This window comes from Barnesiella sp. (genome assembly GCF_022723415.1).
GTDB lineage: Bacteria > Bacteroidota > Bacteroidia > Bacteroidales > Barnesiellaceae > Barnesiella > Barnesiella intestinihominis.
This window is the reverse complement of record NZ_JAIJHU010000014.1, coordinates 1-19,562: the sequence shown is the minus strand read 5'-3', so window position 1 is coordinate 19,562 and position 19,562 is coordinate 1. Positions and strand designations below refer to the sequence as shown.

Here is a 19,562-nt window from a genome sequence, read left to right as displayed (position 1 = left end):
CGAATCTTGTTTTATTTTACAAATTCAGCCATAGCTCCGGATTCAGTTTCGTACGTTCTTTCCACAATTGGAAAGTAAGAATCGTACGATTGCCGTCCTGAGAGTCGGAATAAATCTTTCCCAGATTCTGTCCGGTCGAAACCTTTTCGCCGGCTCGTACATATACCTCGCTTAAATTGGCATAGATAGTCAGATAATTACCGTGACGCACGATAATCGTACTGTTGTATCCCGGTGTCACGAAAATGCGGGAAACGACTCCGTTGAATACAGCACGAGCCTTTGTTCCCGGCGTAGTCTCGATATCGATACCGCTATTTTCGGTCTGCACATAACGCAACTCCGGGTGCTTCTGCCGCCCGAAATGCGCGACTATTTTATAACTGCCCGACAAAGGGAACGGCAGCTTTCCTTTATTTTTCTCGAAACTGCCCGACAAGGCCAATTCTTCTTTGGTCATCTTATAACCTTTGGTAGGCCGCTGCTGTGCAGTAGAATTTTTTCCCTCGGTCTTGTCAGCACGGGTAGACGATTTACGCTCTTCCTCGGCAATCAGTTGTTCCAACTTGCGATCCAACGCCTCGGCCTGTTTCCGCTTCCGGTCTATCTCCCTTTTCAGTTGTTTCTCTTGCTTCTTCAATCCGGCGATCAACGTTCGTTTACTGCCTTCTTGTTTTTTCAATACCTCGGCTTCGGCATTCCGTTCCTTCAATACCGCATTCTTTTCGGCTACACTTTTGGCAAGTTGTTTTTGCAACACTTCCAATTGCTGTTTCCGTTCCGCAATCTCGGCAGCCTGCCGCTTTCTCCACGCCGAGTACTCTTTCAGATAACGAGCGCGACGATAGGACTGGCTCAATGAAGATGCAGAAAATATAAACATAAGTTCATCATACTCCGACCGCTGATGTCCCATGCGTTTCACCGCGTTGGCATAACTCCTTTTTTTAGCCGTCAAGTCCTTTTGCAACAAATAAATAGTATCTTTCACAGCCCTTTGCCTGCGATTGATTACAGCGATTTCCCTATTGATTTTCGAGATAAGATTCCGTTGCTGCCTGATTTCTGCGGTAATACTGTTTAATTCGTTCAAAGAATTTTTGGCACTCTTCAACGTTTTATTCAGTTTTTTATTGGTCTCATTCAACTCTTTCAAAGTCCGCTCCCGGTTCTTCCGCAAATCCTCCATTTCGAGAGTTTGAGAAAAAACCGCAGCCGAAAAGCCGAACAACAAACACCATATAATCAACCACCTTTTCATATCGACAATTTCTTTAACATCTGCGCCGCCGAAACACGCGTATATTTTGATAAAGCAGGTTTCTCTACACCGACTTTTCCATTCCATGAAACCGAAGAGGAATCATATCTCAAATTCAACGAAACCGGGACACTCAACCCCGTCAAAGCGATTTTCATCTTCGTAGGAAAATTCTCGCTCTGTCCCTGTTTAATAAAATCGGTATAATGACATACAATCTCTTTGTGCCCACTCGTCGAACCCATTTGGGTAGAAAGCAGTTTTGTTTCGTCCAAATCGAAACGGTAACCAAATCTCTCGTCCTGCCTTTTCGGAGAAAGCGACCAACGGGAGGAACCGGATTCCATCACCTCGAAATCATCTATACCATATGCATTGTTCGCGCTATTCAATAAAAATATGCGTCCCAACAAAGCATCTTGAACGGTCTGCAACGAAACGGGACTGGACAGCTTTTCCCCTATCTCCTGCAACGATGCCGCTACATACTGTTTCTGCATCTTATTCACCAGAAACAAACTGTCGGGTGTCATATATAACCGGGCGACTTCTATGCCCAAAATGATTCTCACCGAGATTTGCAACACTTCGCCCCGAACCATACGCAGTTGAGTAGATGCACTCAAAGAACCGCTCGCTCCGAAAGATAAATCGGCGGAGCCTTTGGCAGAAAACGTATTCCAATCGGGATAGGAGGCCATTAACGACTCGAAATTATTCCGCACCTCTTGTGAAACAGGACGCTCTGAAATCAATTCCTTCCCACCCTTACACCCTGCCAAAATCAGCAGAACGATCGAGCAGACCGCGATTCGTATGTGATTCATTTCTCGATATATTTCTTGTTCTTGATTTTCTTTTGCAACAGCTCGGCCGATTCGCTACCTGCTTCGAGAGCTTTCTGCCAGTAGGTCACAGCCTCGTCGACTTCGCCCAGCATAAACAAAATATCGCCGCAATGCTCGAACAACTCCGCACTCGGCTCTTTCGTCTTATCTAACGCATTTTGTAAATAAATCCGTGCCAAAGAATAATTGCCCTGCTTGAAAAATATCCAAGCATACGTATCCAGATAAGTAGCATTATCCGGCTCGGCCTTAACGGCCTGTGCACTCATTCGCTCGGCTTTATCCAAATCCCGCCCCTCCATAGCGAGAAAATAGCTGTAATTATTCAACACCGGAATATTCGATGCATTGTAAGACAAGGCTTTCTCATACATTTCATACGACTTCTCCTTATCTCCCGCCGAATGGTACACATCGCCCATCTGCCCGTAAAAAAACGACTTTGTACCCGCATCATTCTCCTCTACATAATTCAAGCCTGTTTCCAACATCGAGAGGGCCTCGTCATAACTTTTAGTCTGTGCGCTGGCTACCGCCACATACATATATATATCCTTTTGGTCGGGAACATATTGTATAGCCCTCTTTCCCACTCGTATCACCTCGGCGTATTTCTCTTGATAAAGATACAGTCCTATCAGTTGCAACCAGTTTTCCGGATTGGTAGGAGCCAAATCGGCAGCAATCGCATACTGTTCCTCGGCACGGGAAAAATCTTTACGGCTCGACAGATACATACCGAACAGACGATGAACAGGTTCCTCCTGAGGGTACTGTTCCAACATCTCGGCAAATAAGGAATCGACCCGGTTCAACTCTTGTTTTTTCTTCATGAGGCCGACGATATACGTACTGAAAATACTTAGTTTGGTATCGACATCGATACGTCGGTTCATCAGAGCATTGCGTATTTCGTTGTTATAAGCGATCGTATCGCCTCGTTTCTCATAGTATCCGGCTCTCGACAAATAGATATATCCGTTTTCGGGTTCAAGATCCAAAGCTTTATTATAGATCGACAGAGCCGCCGAATCGTTTCCGGCCTCCAAATAAATATCGCCCAACAGTCTCATATAATCGGTATTTCGGGGAAAAGTCCGTTGCAACTTCTCCGCCTCGGCCACCATAGCCTCCTTATCGCCCATATACTCATAAAGTTTCAACTTCTCTATCGTAATCGGCTCCATCATACCCATCGATGACTCCATTCGATCATAACAGGCGACAGCCTGCCTCATATCGCCTTTGGCCGTATAAGTTTCTGCCAAAGCCGAATTTATTTCGGGCTTATCGGGATTCTGTTCCAGCAACCGCGTCCATATCCGTATGGCCTCGTCGTGACGGTTGCTCTGCTGTGAGAAATTGGCATACACTACGTTATACCAATAATTATCGGGATATTTTTCAGCGGCATATCGCAAGTCTTTCCTCGCCTGCTCGTAAAACCCCATTCTCAGATAATATGGAGCCAAGAAAAAGCGCGCGGCGGCACTAGTCGTATCCAAATCGGCCGCCCGACTCATCAAATCGAATGCGGCATCGTTTTCTCCGATAGCTTTCAATCGCTCGGCCTCCAAATAGAAATAGTCAAATTTCCGGCGATCCTCCGAAGAAAGCTCCCCCGACTTATCCGCAATACCTTTGGTCGAGGCACAGCCGCACAAAATAAAAACAAATATTAAGCACGTCAATCCTCTTGTAAATCCATATTTCCGTATTCCCATCTCCATCATCATTTCTCGGAGGTTGCTATTTCACACCTGTATGACCGAATCCGCCGGCTCCTCGCTCGGTCTCGTCCAAGCTATCCACTTCATTCCACTCTACCCGACAATACTCTTTCACCACCATTTGGCAAATACGCTCGCCGTCCTCGATGGTAAACGGCTTGTCCGAAGCGTTCAACACGATGATACCTACCTCTCCCCGATAATCGGCATCGATCGTTCCCGGAGAATTCGGTATCGTGATACCATGCTTCAACGCCAACCCGCTGCGCGGACGTATCTGAGCCTCGTATCCTTCGGGCAAAGCGATAAAAATCCCGGTAGGAATCAACCGGCGCTCCATAGGAGCTAACGTGACGGGCTCCGACAGATTGGCGCGAATATCCATTCCGGCCGAGAACAAAGTACTGTAAGAAGGTAACGCATGATGCGACTTATTGACTATCTTGACGGAAACTTTCATCTGAGCATGTTTTAATAGAGAACTCTTATTTTTATTCTTTTAATTTGCGAAAATAACGAAATCCTATCAAAAAAGCAGCCTATTTTTTATATTTTAATTCAATACATCTGTAAATCGGGTGAGGTTTTCACTATATTTGCATAAAATGTGAAATAGCAGAGATTCGGTATGAAAAACAAATAACTTGTTTTATCCTACTTTCGCTATTTTTGCAAAGATTGACGATAAAACCCTTATGAACGCACAAGCCCAAGAAAAAACCGCGCAAATGCACTGGGAGAAACTGATCACCTCCAAACGGTTCGGCATGGAGCAATACCATGACGACAGACATCATACTCGCACCGATTTTCAACGCGATTATGACCGATTGGTTTTCTCGGCCCCGTTTCGTCGATTACAGAACAAAACACAGGTATTTCCTCTGCCGGGTAGCATCTTCGTCCATAACCGACTGACCCACAGCCTTGAAGTATCATGCGTAGGACGCTCATTGGGAAACAACGTGTCGGCCGTGCTCAGCGAAAAATACAAAAACGAACCGTGGTGTTACAAACTCAACCATTTGGGAGCCATCACCTCGGCGGCATGTCTTGCCCACGACTTGGGAAATCCGCCTTTCGGGCATTCGGGCGAAAGAGCTATCGCAACTTATTTTTCCGAGGGAAACGGACAAATAATAAAACAAGAACTGAAAAACGAATATCATTGGCAAGATCTTACGCACTTCGAAGGTAATGCAAATGCTTTCCGGTTGCTCACCCATCAATTTCAAGGTCGGAGACCCGGAGGATTCGCCCTCACCTATTCGACATTGGCCTCGATAGTCAAATATCCCTACTCCTCCATACAATCGACAAAAAAAGGAAAATCGGGATTTTTCACCTCCGAGAAACAAGACTTCCTGCGTATCGCCCGAGACTTGGGATTACTGCCGGACGGCGACAGCGGCGAACGATACCATCGCCACCCGTTAGTCTATTTGGTCGAAGCTGCCGACGACATCTGTTACCAAATCATGGACATCGAGGATGCCCATAAACTGAAAATCCTGACAACCGAAACCGTCAAGAAACTATTCCTCGACTTTTTCGATGACGACAGAAAGAAACACATCAACGAAGTTTTGGAAATAGTGAGCGACCTCAACGAGCAAATCGTTTATCTGCGGTCATGTGTCATCGGCACGCTCATAGACGAATGTTCCACGCTGTTTTGCCGGGAAGAACAAGCGCTGTTAGAGGGAAGATTCAAAGGAGCTTTGGTGGACCACATTTCCGAAAGGCCCCGGACGGCCTACCAAAATTGCGCCGACACCGCATGGACGAAAATTTACAAATCGTCCGATGTTCTGGATATCGAGTTAGCAGGTAATCGCATCATTTCCGTTCTGCTTGACAAATTCTTGGATGCCGTACGATTCCCCGACAAAGCCTATTCGAGACTATTGCTGAACAAAGTACCCGAACAATACGAAGTACATTCCACCACGCTATACGGTAAAGTTCAGGCCGTCATCGATTATATATCGGGTATGACCGATGTCTACGCCCTCGACCTCTATCGAAAAATCAACGGCATGAGTTTGCCGTCTCTCTAAATATGAATTATGAAAAAAATCGCTATAATCTCCTTATTGCTACTCGTCTGCCCGCTCATACGGGCAACTGAATACACGGTCGATAAAGTCCCCAATGTGCACCTCGATGACGGGAGACGTTTCGTAAGCAATCCAGACGGTATTTTATCGGCCGAGACAGTAAACACCCTCGACCAAATGCTATTCTCCCTACAAGAAGCCAACACTTCCGAAGTTGCAGTCGTCGCCTTACAGTCCATTGGGGACGACGACATAGACGACTTCGCCACGGAACTTTTTACCCGATGGGGAATAGGAAAACAAAACGACAACGGACTGCTGGTTTTGTTGATACTCGACCAACGCAGAATTACATTCCGCACAGGGTATGGTATAGAAGGAATATTACCCGATGCTATTTGTAAACGCATACAAACGCAATACGTTATACCACAATTCAAACAAGGAGACTATGATAAAGGAATCCTCGACGGAATGAATGTCATTACCCGAATTTTAACAACTCCCGAGGCCGTAAAAGAACTTGCCGCCGCACCGGTAAAAAAAGGAATCGACTGGGAGAGAATCATCGGTATATACCTCACGGTTTCCCTCGTCGTATCTCACATTTTGTTATTTGCTATGCTTTGGAACATCGCTCATTATGCAAAAAAAGACGCCTACGAGCGATACAAACGGCTGGCCGGATTTCGCCCGTATCTCTTAGCCGGCAGCTTTTTGTTCCCATTCTTCGTACTTCTCCTTTACGGAGGGCTCGGACGACGGTTGAAGCGTCTTCGCAACAAGCCTCGCAATTGTGAATCTTGCGGAAACAAAATGAGAAAGCTCGACGAAGAAGAAGACAACCGATACCTCACACCGCAAGAAAACACGGAAGAACGGCTGAACTCGGTAGATTACGACGTATGGCTCTGCGACCATTGCGGGAATACATTGGTATATCCTTATGAAAACCAATTTACTCAATACCAGAAATGCCCGTACTGCCACAGCCGGGCTTACAGTTTCGAAGGCGACCACATTCTACGCAGAGCTACGACGGTCAGTACCGGATTGGGAGAAAAAAGATATCATTGCGCTCACTGTCACAAAACAGACTGTAAACAGTATATCATACCCATTATCGTAGCCGCCGCAGTTGTCGGAAGTGGTCGTAGAGGCGGAGGTTTCGGAGGCGGATTCGGTGGAGGCTTCGGGGGCGGAGCCACAGGCGGCGGAGGTTCGACTTCCGGTTGGTAAATACAAACGACTAATGATTATTCACACTAAATAACTCACCATGAAAATGAAACATTTGAAACATTTACTTATCGCATCGACTGTCACTGCACTTTGTGCTTGCAACAACACAAAGGAAAGTCCGGTCTCCCTGCAATGGGAAATGGTAAAAAACGGAGCAGCTCCCGGATTTTACGAAAGCTCGTTTACGATTACCAACACTTCAACTAAACCATTGGAATCAGATTGGGAAATATATTACACTCAGCTCTCTCCCAGACAAGTAAAAGTAAACGAAGATTCCCCCGTAATCATAGAGATGATAAATGCCGGTTATTACAAAATAGCGCCATCAGAATCATGGACTCCATTGGCTCCCGGCGACTCGATTAAAATAAGCTATTTGAATCAAGGTATTTTTACTCAAACTTTATTCACTCCCAAATCGCCATTTTTTGTCACGAACAATGGTACACAAATCTCTATCCCGCTCTCTATCGCACCGTTCGATCGCAAAGAACAATGGACGGTTCAGGGGAGAATAGCTCCATCTTATCCCGACGGGGAAAAAGTATACGCCGACAATCAAGCCCTCGAAACCACATATAAGATACAAACCTACGACATGCTGCCTTCCCTGAAAGAAGTAACTCCGAGAGAAGGCACAAGTATAATATCCAAAGATATATCTTTGAGTGTCGAAGATGGTTTTGCCGACGAAGCGAAACTACTGATTCAAAATCTAAAAGAAATGGGATACAACGTCACAGACAAAGGTCAGACCGTTATAGCCCTGTGCCATTTCCCCCAAAACATGCAAGCCAAAAACGACGAGCACTACCGTCTCGACGTAAAAGACAATTACATAACCATCAGTGGCGGAACCCCACACGCTATTTTCAACGGGACTCAAACCCTCGTCTCATTACTCAAAAAACAGACTATTCCCGCTAAATTCGAAAATATAGCGATCAATGATTATCCCGACTTGTTATATCGGGGTATGATGCTCGACATCGCACGAAATTTCACGAAAAAAGCCGACTTGCTTAAACTGATAAACCAACTCGCCGCTTATAAAATAAACGTGCTTCATTTCCATTTTAGCGACGACGAGGCTTGGAGATTAGAAATCCCCGGATTGGAAGAACTCACTGCAATAGGGTCTCGCCGAGGATTCACCGAAGACGAAAGCCAACGCCTGTATCCCGTATATTACGGAGGCTGGAATCCAAACGATACCACAGCCACGGCAAACGGATATTATACCCGAGAAGATTTCATCGAGGTACTGCAATACGCTGCAAAACGACACATCACCGTCATACCCGAAATAGAATCGCCGGGACATGCACGCGCGGCTATCAAAGCGATGGAAGCTCGATTCAACCGATTGAAAGGAGAAGACATGGAAAAAGCCCGGGAATATCTCCTTTCCGAATCGGCCGACACATCGAAATATGTATCGGCACAAGCCTATACCGACAATATTATGAATGTAGCCTTGCCCTCCGTCTATCGTTTCATGGATAAAGTCAGCGACGAAATCATTAAAATGTACAAAGATGCCGGTGTACCTTTGGCAACGATTCACATCGGAGGAGACGAAGTACCCAAAGGGTCTTGGACAGGTTCCCCGCTCTGCCACAAATTCATGGAGGAAAAAGGCATGAAAGATACCCACGAGCTATCGGAATACTTCTTGGAAAACATCACGGAAATGCTGTCGAAAAAAGGAGTGAAAACTTCGGGCTGGCAAGAAGTCGCTCTACACCACTCTCCCGAAATGAACGCCCGCATAGCTCCCCGCTTCGCCGGTGTATATTGTTGGAGCACGATCGGCAAACGCGATGTTGTTCCTTACACCGTAGCCAACGAAGGATACGACGTAATACTTTGCAATGTCAACAACCTTTACATCGATTTGGCCTATAATCCGCACAAAGACGAACCGGGACTCACATGGGGAGGTTACGTCAATGAGTTTACATCGTTCAACATATTACCCTACAACATTTACTGCTCGGCAAGAGAAAATACGGCAGGAGAAAAGAACAATCTCAAAACAGCCGGAAAAGGGAAGATACAGCTCACAGAACAATCGCGTCCACGCATCAAAGGCGTACAGGCGCAACTTTTCTCCGAGACCATCGGCAGTTTCGATATGGTACAATACTATGTATTCCCCAAAATTTTCGGTCTGGTAGAACGCGGCTGGAATGCCTATCCCGAGTGGTCCCCTGTCCCGAACGACGATAAACAGGCTCTATATGAAAAGGCTCGGGCCATTTACAACGCCAAGATAGCCGAAATCGAACTGCCCCGTCTGGCTGCCGACGGTTTTAATTTCCGCGTGGCACAGCCCGGAATTAAAATTGTCGAAGGAAAACTATATGCCAACTCTCCCATTCCGCAGGCTGAAATAAGATACACCACCGACGGAAGCGAACCGACCGCAACCTCCACGCTTTGGGAAGCTCCTGTCGATTGCAGTGCCACAGTTGTCAAAGCAAAACTTTTCTATCTTGGGAAAGAAAGTCTCACCACAGACTACAAGAACGATTAATCAATAAAAAACAGAAATGAAGAAGGCTGTATAAATTATACAGCCTTCTTCATTATATACCAATCACAATAGTAAACGAAAGTAGAAATAAGTTTGCTCCGTTTTATACCGAAACACAAACCATATTCACAAACAAAAAATAGTACGAATATAGCCCACAACCGAAAACTCACGGAAGTCTCTATTCTCTACTTTGTTACTTCGAATGCTCCAATAAATACTCGGCGATCTGAACGGCATTCAAGGCGGCGCCTTTCTTAATCTGATCGCTCACAGTCCAGAAAGACAAGCCATTCGGATTAGAAATATCAGACCGGACACGCCCCACATACACAGGATCGTTACCTGCCTTATTCAATGGCATGGGATACACCCTGTTCTCCGGATCGTCTTCCAAGACTACACCTTTCGCATGAGCGAATGCTTCACGAGCTTCTGACACAGAAACAGGTCGTTCTGTTTCTATCCAGATAGCCTCCGAATGAGCCCTCATCACCGGCACTCGCACGCAAGTAGCGCTCACGGCTATATCGGAATGCATGATCTTACGGGTTTCGTGAAACATTTTCATTTCCTCCTTCGTGTATAAATTGTCGGTGAAAACATCGACCTGAGGAATCAGATTATAGGCCAACTGAAAGAAAAATTTCTCTACCGTAGGAGTTTCACCCGCAACGATCTGTTCATATTGTTTTCTCAACTCGGCCATCGCCGATGCACCGGCTCCGCTCGCCGCCTGATAAGTTGCGACATGCACTCTCTTGATATGAGAAAGTGACTCTATGGCATTCAGGGCAACCACCATTTGTATGGTAGTACAATTAGGATTTGCGATAATCCCACGAGGACGCACGAATGCATCGTCGCCGTTCACTTCTGGAACAACCAAAGGAACATCTTCGTCCATGCGGAATGCACTCGAATTATCGATCATGATAGCACCGTATCGGGTAATCGTTTCGGCAAATTCCTTAGAAATTCCTGCACCTGCCGATGTGAAAGCTATATCCACACCTTTGAAATCGTCATTGTGTTTCAATTCCTTGACCGTAATTTGTTTACCTCGGAAGGTGTACTCACGACCCGCACTGCGAGAGGACCCGAACAACAACAGCTCGTCAATCGGGAAATTCCGCTCGTCCAAAACTTTTAGGAACTCTTGTCCGACAGCGCCACTGGCGCCCACAATAGCGACTTTCATTTTCTTTCTTTTATAATTACTACTTAGGAATCCTTATTATTCCAGAATACTAAAAATTGGCGCAAATATACAATTATTTATGAAATTCTATAACAAAACGCTCATTATTATATCATTCTCGCTGTATTTTAGCCATCAGTAACACATTTTGAACAGAAGGTCGAAAATCCTTGCAAGAAATAACTTTTATCATTAATTTTGCCACAAAGCGAAAATAGATTCCACGTTTGGCAGAAACAAATCAATTTGCTTTCGTACTCGGGTCACTCTATTTTTGTCACCATTTATAAGTTTCGCATTTAAATTACAGGGGTTATGAGCGGTATCGCGACTCTACCTATCGAAAATCCGGTGCTGATATTTTTCATCGTGCTGGTCATTATTTTGTTTGCCCCGATATTACTCAACCGCATACGTGTCCCCCACATCATCGGTCTGATCATAGCAGGTGTAATCATCGGCCCCAACGGTCTGAATCTATTGGCTCGCGACAGTAGTTTTGAAATTTTCGGAAACGTGGGAATCCTTTACCTCATGTTTTTGGCAGGACTCGAAATCGACATGTATGATTTCAAGAAAAGCAAAAAAGACGGGATCATATTCGGGCTATACACGTTTCTCATACCCATGATTTTAGGAACCGCGATCAGTTACTACACCCTCCATCTCAACCTAATGACTTCCATACTATTGGCAAGTATGTACGCCTCGCATACGCTGATAGCCTACCCCATTATCAGCAGATATGGAATATCCCGTAGCCGAGCCGTCCCTATCACTATCGCCGGAACCATTTTCACAGTTTTGGGAGCCTTGATTATTTTAGCTGTAATTTCTGGTATGGTACGAGGCGACTTGACCGAATTTTTCTGGCTCAGACTATCGGTGAACATAACAATTTACAGCATAGCCATACTATACATTTATCCCCGGCTCACCCGATGGTTTTTCAAGACCTACAATGATAATGTCACGCAATTCATATTTATCTTGGCCCTTGTCTTCCTGGCATCTTATATGGCGCAAGTTATCGGGCTGGAAGCCATCTTGGGAGCATTTTTCGCAGGCATTGTTCTGAACCGTTTTATCCCCAACGTTTCCCCCTTGATGAACCGCCTCGAATTTGTAGGCAACGCCCTGTTCATACCCTATTTTCTCATAGGTGTAGGCATGCTCATCGATTTGAGAGTAATTTTCAAAAGCACCGAAACGATCATCGTCGCCGTAAACATGTCGGTAGTGGCAACCATCTGCAAATGGTTGGCAGCATGGCTCACTCAAAAAACCTGCCACATGACGAAATCCGACCGGCAACTCATCTTCGGACTGAGCAACGCTCAGGCCGCCGCCACGCTCGCGGCCGTCATCATCGGTCACGACATAGGACTTTTCAACGAAGAAATACTCAACGGCACTATCGTCATGATTTTAGTGACCTGCATTATCAGTACATTGGTTACCGAAAAGGCCGCCCGGCGCATAGTTATCGAAATACAAAATAACGAACCCGCCAGTTACAAGTCACCCATACAGAACGAGCAGATATTAATTCCTGTGGCTAATCCCGACACAATCGAGAACCTGATCAATCTGGCCCTCTTGTTAAAATCTCCGCAAAAGAAATCTGCACTTTACGCTTTGCATGTAACCGACGACGATAAAAAAAGCAACTTCCTCTCACAAGCCGTTCTCGAATATGCGGGGAAAGTAGCATCTTCCGCCGATACGAAATTAATCCCGATCGCCCGATACGACATGAACATAACCAGCGGGATTATCCACACCATGAAAGAAAAAAATATAACGGAGGTCGTACTCGGATTACATCACAAAGCAAATATCGTTGACACGTTTTTCGGCGCAAAAATAGAATCGCTCTTGAAAAGCACGAATAAAATGATACTCATTTCGAAATGTGTCAATCCCATAAACACGGTTACCCGTATCGTCATAGCCGTTCCCCGCAAGGCTGAATACGAAACAGGATTCGCCCGGTGGATAGACCGAGTGGCGAACATGGCGAAACAAATAGGTTGCCGTGCTATATTCTATGCTTACGCCGAAACCATTCCCTATTTGAAAGCCCGATTACGAGCCGGAAGATACAACATCAGAAACGAATTTGAAATTTTGGAAAGCTGGGACGATATTCTGCTTCTTGCCAATGTTGTACTCGACGACGACCTATTTATCGTTGTCAGTGCGCGCCCCACATCGGTTTCGTTCAATTCCGAAGCCGACAATATTCCTTCTTTCCTCTCCAAATATTTCGCCAACAACAATCTAATAGTCCTCTATCCCGAACAATTCGGCACAGCAGAACCGACACCCGTCTCTTTCATGGAACCGCTGTCCCACGACATGCTCAACCACTCCGAGATATTAGGACTCGAAAAAATTTTCAGACAGCTTATCACTTATAAAAAACGGTGGACTCACCGTAACCGCAAAAAGAAAATAAACCTTTGATAATTAAGAAGTTGTTTTAAATTTATTGAGAAATAATATTATCATTGCAAGCAGGTATGTTCCGGCCATATTGAGCCCCTGTCTCGGAATAAATTTAAAACAGCTTCTAAGATTCAGTAAAAAATCCGTGGAATAGACATGGATTTTAGCGATAAAATCTTCGCAGACAACCTCATTCCAGTCTTTTCGGAGAAAGGTCGAAAAGATTACATAATCTTTGATTGTGGAGTTTAACCCCTTCACCCTGCGGGTACTTCCCTTCTATTTCCTTGTGCTTTCACCACCCGATAAAAACGGGATATTTGAGAGTAAAGTTTTTGTTTGTATTAACCCCTTCGTTCTCTGGACTCTCCCCCGATGTTTATTCGGAAACACCCCATAATGCTACGGGGCACGGCAAGGAGGAGAGGGAGATGCATCACTCTGTTCCCGTTATCGAAGGTATTCACACTTCTCCCCTGTGTTTTGCACAGCAAAATATAGGGGAGAAACAGAGGAGCGATAGCGACGATGAGAGGGGTTAAGAATAATATCTTAGAGATTTTTGATTAGTGTTAGAAAAAATGGAATATTTATATAACCTCTCCCCCTGCCGTGCCCCGTAGCATTATGGGGTGTTTCTGTAAGGAAATAGAGGGGGAGTGCCCGCAGGGCAAGGGGGTTGAAAAGATTACATAATTTTTGATGGAGGGAGTAGAGGTATAAAAGGACAATACCCTCTGATTTCCTACGGAATCGATATACCCATCAATTATCGACTGATCCATTCCCCCTACCTATCGACCGAGCTATAAACGACTGTCGAGGAATATAAATAAAAAAAGGAGAGACCTTCCCAGCCTTTCCTTTTCTATGCCATAATAAAATAAATGCTTATTTTACTTTGTCTGCCAATTCTGCACCGGCTTTGAATTTAACCACTTTCTTAGCAGCGATAGTGATTTTTTGTTTGGTTGCAGGGTTGATACCCGTACGAGCTGCTTTTTCAGTAACACCGAAAGTTCCGAAACCGATAAGGGCCACTTTGTCACCCTTAACAAGAGATTCAGAAACAGCTTCTACGAAAGCATCCAATGCTTTTTTAGCATCAACTTTGCTCAAACCGGCTTTTTCTGCCATGGCATTGATAAGTTCAGTTTTGTTCATAACGCGTATAATTTAAAGTTAAGTAAATAATTCTCCATGAAGAGCAGCACCGCAAATGTAAAGATTAAAATGAAATACTGCAAACAATAAAGTAAAAAAATATAATAAAAGCCTCGATTTTATAATATAAGCAAGCTATATTTGACTAAATACTCGAAAAATCATTACTTTTGTCCGCACAATCAGAGTATAATACATTTACTCTGCTTGGAATGAATGGTTTACACTTTGTAAGATAAGTACATTTAATATATGCAAAACAGGTCATTTTTGGGATCTATACCACCGGTGACACTCAACTTGATTATCGTTAACTTCATCGTGTGGCTGGCAGCTTTAACTCTACCTAAAATTGCCGGAATAAATTTGAACTATTGGCTGGGGTTACACTATTTTGCAGCCGACGATTTCAATGTCGTGCAATTGATTACCTACATGTTTTTACACGACACCAGCGGAATAGAACATATTTTCTTCAATATGTTCTCCGTTTTCATGTTCGGTAGAACTCTCGAAGCCGTATGGGGAGGGAAACGTTTTCTATTCTACTACATTACCACAGGAATGGGAGCGGCATTGGTGCAAGAAGCGGCATGGTACTTCGAACTACGTTCAGCCATATCGGAAACCGTAGCATTGTACGGTTGGGAACAAACGCCCCAACTACTCAACAACTTTATAACCGTAGGAGCTTCTGGCGCAGCATTCGGTATTTTATTGGCTTTCGGCATGTTATTTCCGAATGCTCCGTTGTTCATCATATTCATACCCATTCCCATCAAGGCAAAATACTTTGTCATCTTTTACGGGTTACTCGAATTATTCTTCGGTGTCAGCGGAAGCATGAGCAGCGTGGCTCACTTTGCACATTTAGGCGGCATGCTCTTCGGCTTCTTCTTGATTCGTTATTGGAAAAAGAAAGGAATAGGCGGTGGCGGATTCTATTATTGACAAACTGAAACAGCAATTCCGGCAAGGCTCCGTATTGCTGAAACTCATCTATATCAACGTAGCGATCTTTCTGCTACTGAGACTCACATGGGTCGTTTTGATGCTGTTCAATATCGACGGATATGTCATACTGCCCTTCATCGAAATGCCATCGATACCCTATGAGTTCATCACCCATCCGTGGACTCTGCTCACATACATGTTCGTCCATTACGATGTATGGCACATTCTGTTCAACATGCTTTGGCTATATTGGTTCGGGCAAATATTTCTCATGTCGTTCAGTGAAAAACAAATGGTAGGGCTATATCTTTTAGGAGGTATAGCCGGTGGTTTATTATATCTGCTTTCGTACAATTTGTTTCCCTATTTCGATGGCAAAGAGGGATTGATGTGCGGAGCCTCTGCCTCGATAATCGCCATTGTCGTAGCCACGGCATTCCGAATGCCCGACTACAAAGTCAACCTGCTTTTTCTCGGAGCTATATCTTTGAAATACATCGCACTGGTTACTATCGTCATTGACTTATTGAGTGTCACATCGGCCAACGGAGGAGGGCACATCGCTCACCTCGGAGGAGCCCTCCTCGGTTACTGGTTTATTGTGCGATGGGAAAAAGGGAAAGATTTGACGGCGCCTGTCAACAAACTCATCGACAAAATCGTAACGGGATTCAAACCCCGCCCGAAAATCAAAGTGTCACGACCTTCGAACCGATCCTCTTCCCGGCCCGAGACCGATATGGAATACCGAGCCCGCAAAAAGAAAGAAAACGACGAAATCGATTCGATTCTCGACAAAATAAAAAAATCGGGGTATACCTCGCTCTCTGCCGAAGAAAAGAAAAGACTGTTCGAAGCCGGGAAAAAATAACGTGGTAATGAAACATGTCGTCAAAGTCATATTATTGCTGCTCAATCTGCTATGGGGGCTTTTGCTCGTCATCGGCTCCTACTCGGCATACTTTCCCTCCCGCATAGGCATACTGGTCGAACTCTTATTTCCGCTGAATCTGTTTGCCTGCATAGCGTTCTTTTTTATATGGCTCGCCTATAATCCCCGTTATATATGGGTTCCGCTCGCCGCACTGGTCATCTCTTGGGGAGGAATAGCCCGATACTGTCCGGTACATAAACCTCAGCCGATAGACAACAGCCAACCCGGTTTTTCCCTGATGACTTATAATGCCTACTTCTTCCTCGATTATGAAGGAACAGATACCCGGCAAAACCGGACCCTTTCCTTTATCCTCTCGCAAAATGCCGATCTCGTTTGCTTGCAGGAAAGTCCGGGTCTGATCGCTCCGAATCCGGGATTGAAAATCACCGGGGAACAAATAGACAGTGTAAACACGCTGTATCCCTACCGCATTCCTACGACCCACGGTATGAATTTCCTGTCGAAATACCCGGCGACATTGTTGTTCGATACGGTATATTCCGAGTCGAGCGCCATCGCCATTTACCGGGTAAAGATAGAAGACCATACAGTCACCGTTGTCAACCAACACATGGAATCTATTGGATTGACTCAAACCGACAAAGAACTATATCATGAAATCACGGCACACCCCAATACCGACCGACTGGACGAAATAAAGAAACACTTGTTGTCCAAACTCATGAACGCAGCCGAGATTCGAAATCGCCAAGCCGACCTAACAGCCGAGAAAATACAAAACATTCCCGGTAATATCATCGTCTGCGGCGACTTCAACGACTCACCCTTGTCCTATTCCGTCCGAAAGTTCCACAGTATAGGTTTTCGCGACGCTTACAACGAATTGGGATTAGGACCGGGAATCACATATCACGCCAATCGCTTCTGGTTCCGCATCGACCATATCCTATACAAAGGCAATATGGAAGCCCGATGGCTTGTCCGCCAACGACATAAAAGTTCAGATCATTATCCCCTTGTCACAAGGTTTGTATGGGAAAATTCCGAAAATCATTAACACAGTAATATTATACCTCATGAAAAAACTTTTAGTAACATCGTTAACTTGTCTTATGATGATCTCTTGCAATCAAAAAGAGAATCCGCTGCTTAGCGAGTTCAGCACTCCTTTCGGGGTTCCGCCGTTCGAACAAATAAAACCCGAGCACTACATGCCGGCTTTTGAAGAAGGCATCCGTCAGCACGATGCCGAAATTGCCGCAATCATTGCCAACCCCGAGACTCCTACATTCAAAAACACCATCGAACCGCTCGAATTCAGCGGTATGCAACTGACTCAGGTCAATCTGATATTCAGCAGTTTGACCGAGGCGGAAACGAACGACGAACTCCAAGCCATCGCCAAAGAGATTTCGCCCAAACTGACCGAGCATTACGACAACATCTCGCTCAACGGAGAACTTTTCGCCCGAATTAAAACGGTATACGAGAATCGGGATAAAGAGAACCTCGACACCGAACAGATGAAAGTTCTCGAAAACCACTACAAAGACTTTGTTCGTGCGGGAGCTCTTCTCTCCGAAGAAGATAAAGCCACGCTTCGCGAGATTAACAAAGAATTAGCTATGCTTTCCATACAATACGGAGACAATGCCTTAGCCGAATCAAACGCTTTTGAACTGGTTATCGACAATGAAACCGACCTCGCAGGCTTGCCCGAGGCAGTAGTCACGGCAGCTGCCGATGAAGCGGCTGCTCGCAACAAAGCCGGTAAATGGGTATTTACCCTCGATGCGCCCAGCCGCATCCCATTCCTGCAATACGCCGACAACCGCAATCTGCGCAAAAAAGTTTATAAAGCCTATATCAACAAAGCCGACAACGACAACGAATTCGACAATAAAGAAATCGTATCGAAAATGGTCAACCTCCGTTTAAAGAAGGCCAATTTACTGGGATTCAATACCTACGCCGACTTTGCCCTCGACGATCGCATGGCAAAAACCGATGCGAACGTCAACGATCTCATCAATCGGGTATGGACCTATGCGATACCTCGTGCAAAAGAAGAAGTAGCCGACATGCAAAAGATCATCGACGCCGAAGGCGGCGGTTTCAAACTCGCCCCGTGGGATTGGTGGTACTATGCCGAAAAAGTACGCAAAGCCAAATACGATTTGAACGAAGACGAACTGAAACCCTATTTCAGCCTCGACAACGTACGTGAAGGTGCGTTCATGGTTGCCAATAAATTATACGGAATCACTATCACCGAATTGAAAGATATGCCGGTCTATCACCCCGATGTCCGCGCATTCGAAGTGAAAGATGCCGACGGCAAACATTTGGCCGTATTCTATACCGATTACTTCCCCCGTGCCGGGAAACGTGCCGGAGCTTGGATGTACAACTTCCGTGAAGCCTATGTACAAGACGGTAAAGAAGTACGCCCCATCGTTTACAACGTGGCAAACTTCACCAAACCTACCGCCGATACTCCCTCTTTGCTTACCATCGACGAAGTGCAAACTCTTTTCCACGAATTCGGACATGCCCTGCACGGCATGCTCACCCGTTGCCACTACCCCTCGGTAAGCGGGACCAGTGTCGCACGCGATTTCGTAGAGCTACCGTCGCAAATCAACGAACACTGGGCAACGCACCCCGAAGTCTTGAAATTATATGCCAAACATTATCAAACCGGCGAAGTCATTCCCGACTCGTTAATCGCCAAAATGGAGGCAGCCTCTAAATTCAATCAAGGATTCGCCACCACCGAATTTTTAGCTGCGGCTATCCTCGACATGCGTTGGCACGAAATAGACGAAGTTGAAGAATACGATGTGCGCCAATTCGAAAAAGAAGTAGCGCAATCCGTCGGACTCATCGACGAAATCACCTATCGCTACCGTAGCACCTACTTCTCGCACATCTTCACCAACGATTACTGTGCAGGATATTACAGCTACATCTGGGCCGAAGTTCTCGATGCCGATGCTTTCGACGCATTCAAAGAACACGGTATCTTCGACCCTGCGACAGCCAAAGCATTCCGTGAAAACATTCTCGAAAAAGGCGGGAGCGAAGACCCCATGAAACTTTATCGCCAATTCCGTGGAGCAGAGCCTAATCCCGATGCCCTGCTTCGCAATCGGGGATTGAAATAACAATTTCCTCTATACAGGAAAAGGGAGCTGTGCCGCGGCACAGC

At 45.4% G+C, this 19,562-nt stretch carries 14 protein-coding genes; 8 read left to right on the top strand and 6 right to left on the bottom strand.

Annotation, left to right across the window (positions count from 1 at the left end; all coding sequences use genetic code 11):
* Positions 1 to 16: 16 nt before the first annotated feature.
* Genes QVD32_RS04475 through dut form a run of 4 tightly spaced genes read right to left on the bottom strand, consistent with a single transcriptional unit; the run spans position 17 to position 4,299 of the window.
* Positions 17 to 1,261: a murein hydrolase activator EnvC family protein gene (locus tag QVD32_RS04475; protein WP_021891317.1), complete on the bottom strand. Its 1,245-nt coding sequence runs from the start codon at positions 1,259 to 1,261 to the stop codon at positions 17 to 19.
* A complete protein-coding gene (lolB1, locus tag QVD32_RS04470; RefSeq protein WP_021891318.1) occupies positions 1,258 to 2,088 on the bottom strand; it encodes a lipoprotein insertase outer membrane protein LolB1 in 831 nt (276 codons plus the stop codon). Before lolB1 ends, QVD32_RS04475 begins: the two co-directional genes overlap by 4 nt.
* Entirely contained in the window at positions 2,085 to 3,833 is a 1,749-nt protein-coding gene (locus QVD32_RS04465; RefSeq protein ID WP_021891319.1) for a tetratricopeptide repeat protein, read from the bottom strand. Before QVD32_RS04465 ends, lolB1 begins: the two co-directional genes overlap by 4 nt.
* A gap of 25 nt (positions 3,834 to 3,858) precedes the next feature.
* Positions 3,859 to 4,299 (bottom strand): dUTP diphosphatase, encoded by a 441-nt coding sequence (dut, locus tag QVD32_RS04460; protein ID WP_021891320.1) that lies wholly within the window; start codon positions 4,297 to 4,299, stop codon positions 3,859 to 3,861.
* A 268-nt stretch (positions 4,300 to 4,567) separates the two neighbouring features.
* On the opposite strand from dut, the gene QVD32_RS04455 reads away from it, so the two are divergent.
* Genes QVD32_RS04455 through QVD32_RS04445 form a run of 3 tightly spaced genes read left to right on the top strand, consistent with a single transcriptional unit; the run spans position 4,568 to position 9,683 of the window.
* Positions 4,568 to 5,899 carry a deoxyguanosinetriphosphate triphosphohydrolase gene (locus QVD32_RS04455; RefSeq protein ID WP_040296300.1) on the top strand — a complete coding sequence of 444 codons (1,332 nt, stop codon included), beginning with the start codon at positions 4,568 to 4,570 and terminating at the stop codon, positions 5,897 to 5,899.
* A 9-nt stretch (positions 5,900 to 5,908) separates the two neighbouring features.
* Entirely contained in the window at positions 5,909 to 7,138 is a 1,230-nt protein-coding gene (locus QVD32_RS04450) for a TPM domain-containing protein (protein WP_118686980.1), read from the top strand.
* Between the two features lie 46 nt (positions 7,139 to 7,184).
* Positions 7,185 to 9,683, top strand: a complete 2,499-nt coding sequence (locus tag QVD32_RS04445) for a family 20 glycosylhydrolase (RefSeq protein ID WP_021891322.1) — start codon at positions 7,185 to 7,187, stop codon at positions 9,681 to 9,683.
* Between the two features lie 196 nt (positions 9,684 to 9,879).
* Here the strand turns inward: QVD32_RS04445 and QVD32_RS04440 are convergent, their stop codons facing one another.
* A complete protein-coding gene (locus QVD32_RS04440; protein ID WP_021891323.1) occupies positions 9,880 to 10,884 on the bottom strand; it encodes an aspartate-semialdehyde dehydrogenase in 1,005 nt (334 codons plus the stop codon).
* Positions 10,885 to 11,199: 315 nt separating this feature from the next.
* Here QVD32_RS04440 and QVD32_RS04435 point away from each other — a divergent pair, with 315 nt between their 5' ends.
* A complete protein-coding gene (locus tag QVD32_RS04435) occupies positions 11,200 to 13,353 on the top strand; it encodes a cation:proton antiporter (RefSeq protein WP_021891324.1) in 2,154 nt (717 codons plus the stop codon).
* Between the two features lie 873 nt (positions 13,354 to 14,226).
* Here QVD32_RS04435 and QVD32_RS04430 read toward each other — a convergent pair.
* Positions 14,227 to 14,499: an HU family DNA-binding protein gene (locus QVD32_RS04430; protein ID WP_008862889.1), complete on the bottom strand. Its 273-nt coding sequence runs from the start codon at positions 14,497 to 14,499 to the stop codon at positions 14,227 to 14,229.
* A gap of 252 nt (positions 14,500 to 14,751) precedes the next feature.
* Here QVD32_RS04430 and QVD32_RS04425 point away from each other — a divergent pair, with 252 nt between their 5' ends.
* From QVD32_RS04425 to QVD32_RS04410, 4 genes are read left to right on the top strand one after another with little or no spacing between them, the layout of a single operon-like run.
* Positions 14,752 to 15,450, top strand: a complete 699-nt coding sequence (locus QVD32_RS04425) for a rhomboid family intramembrane serine protease (protein ID WP_118686981.1) — start codon at positions 14,752 to 14,754, stop codon at positions 15,448 to 15,450.
* On the top strand, positions 15,431 to 16,324 hold the full coding sequence (locus QVD32_RS04420; RefSeq protein WP_008862891.1) for a rhomboid family intramembrane serine protease: 894 nt from the start codon (positions 15,431 to 15,433) through the stop codon (positions 16,322 to 16,324). The genes QVD32_RS04425 and QVD32_RS04420 overlap by 20 nt, the downstream gene beginning before the upstream one ends.
* Positions 16,325 to 16,331: 7 nt before the next feature.
* Positions 16,332 to 17,408, top strand: coding sequence for an endonuclease/exonuclease/phosphatase family protein (locus QVD32_RS04415; protein WP_021891326.1), 1,077 nt, complete (start codon positions 16,332 to 16,334; stop codon positions 17,406 to 17,408).
* Positions 17,409 to 17,427: 19 nt separating this feature from the next.
* Entirely contained in the window at positions 17,428 to 19,518 is a 2,091-nt protein-coding gene (locus QVD32_RS04410) for a M3 family metallopeptidase (protein WP_118686982.1), read from the top strand.
* Positions 19,519 to 19,562 lie beyond the last annotated feature (44 nt).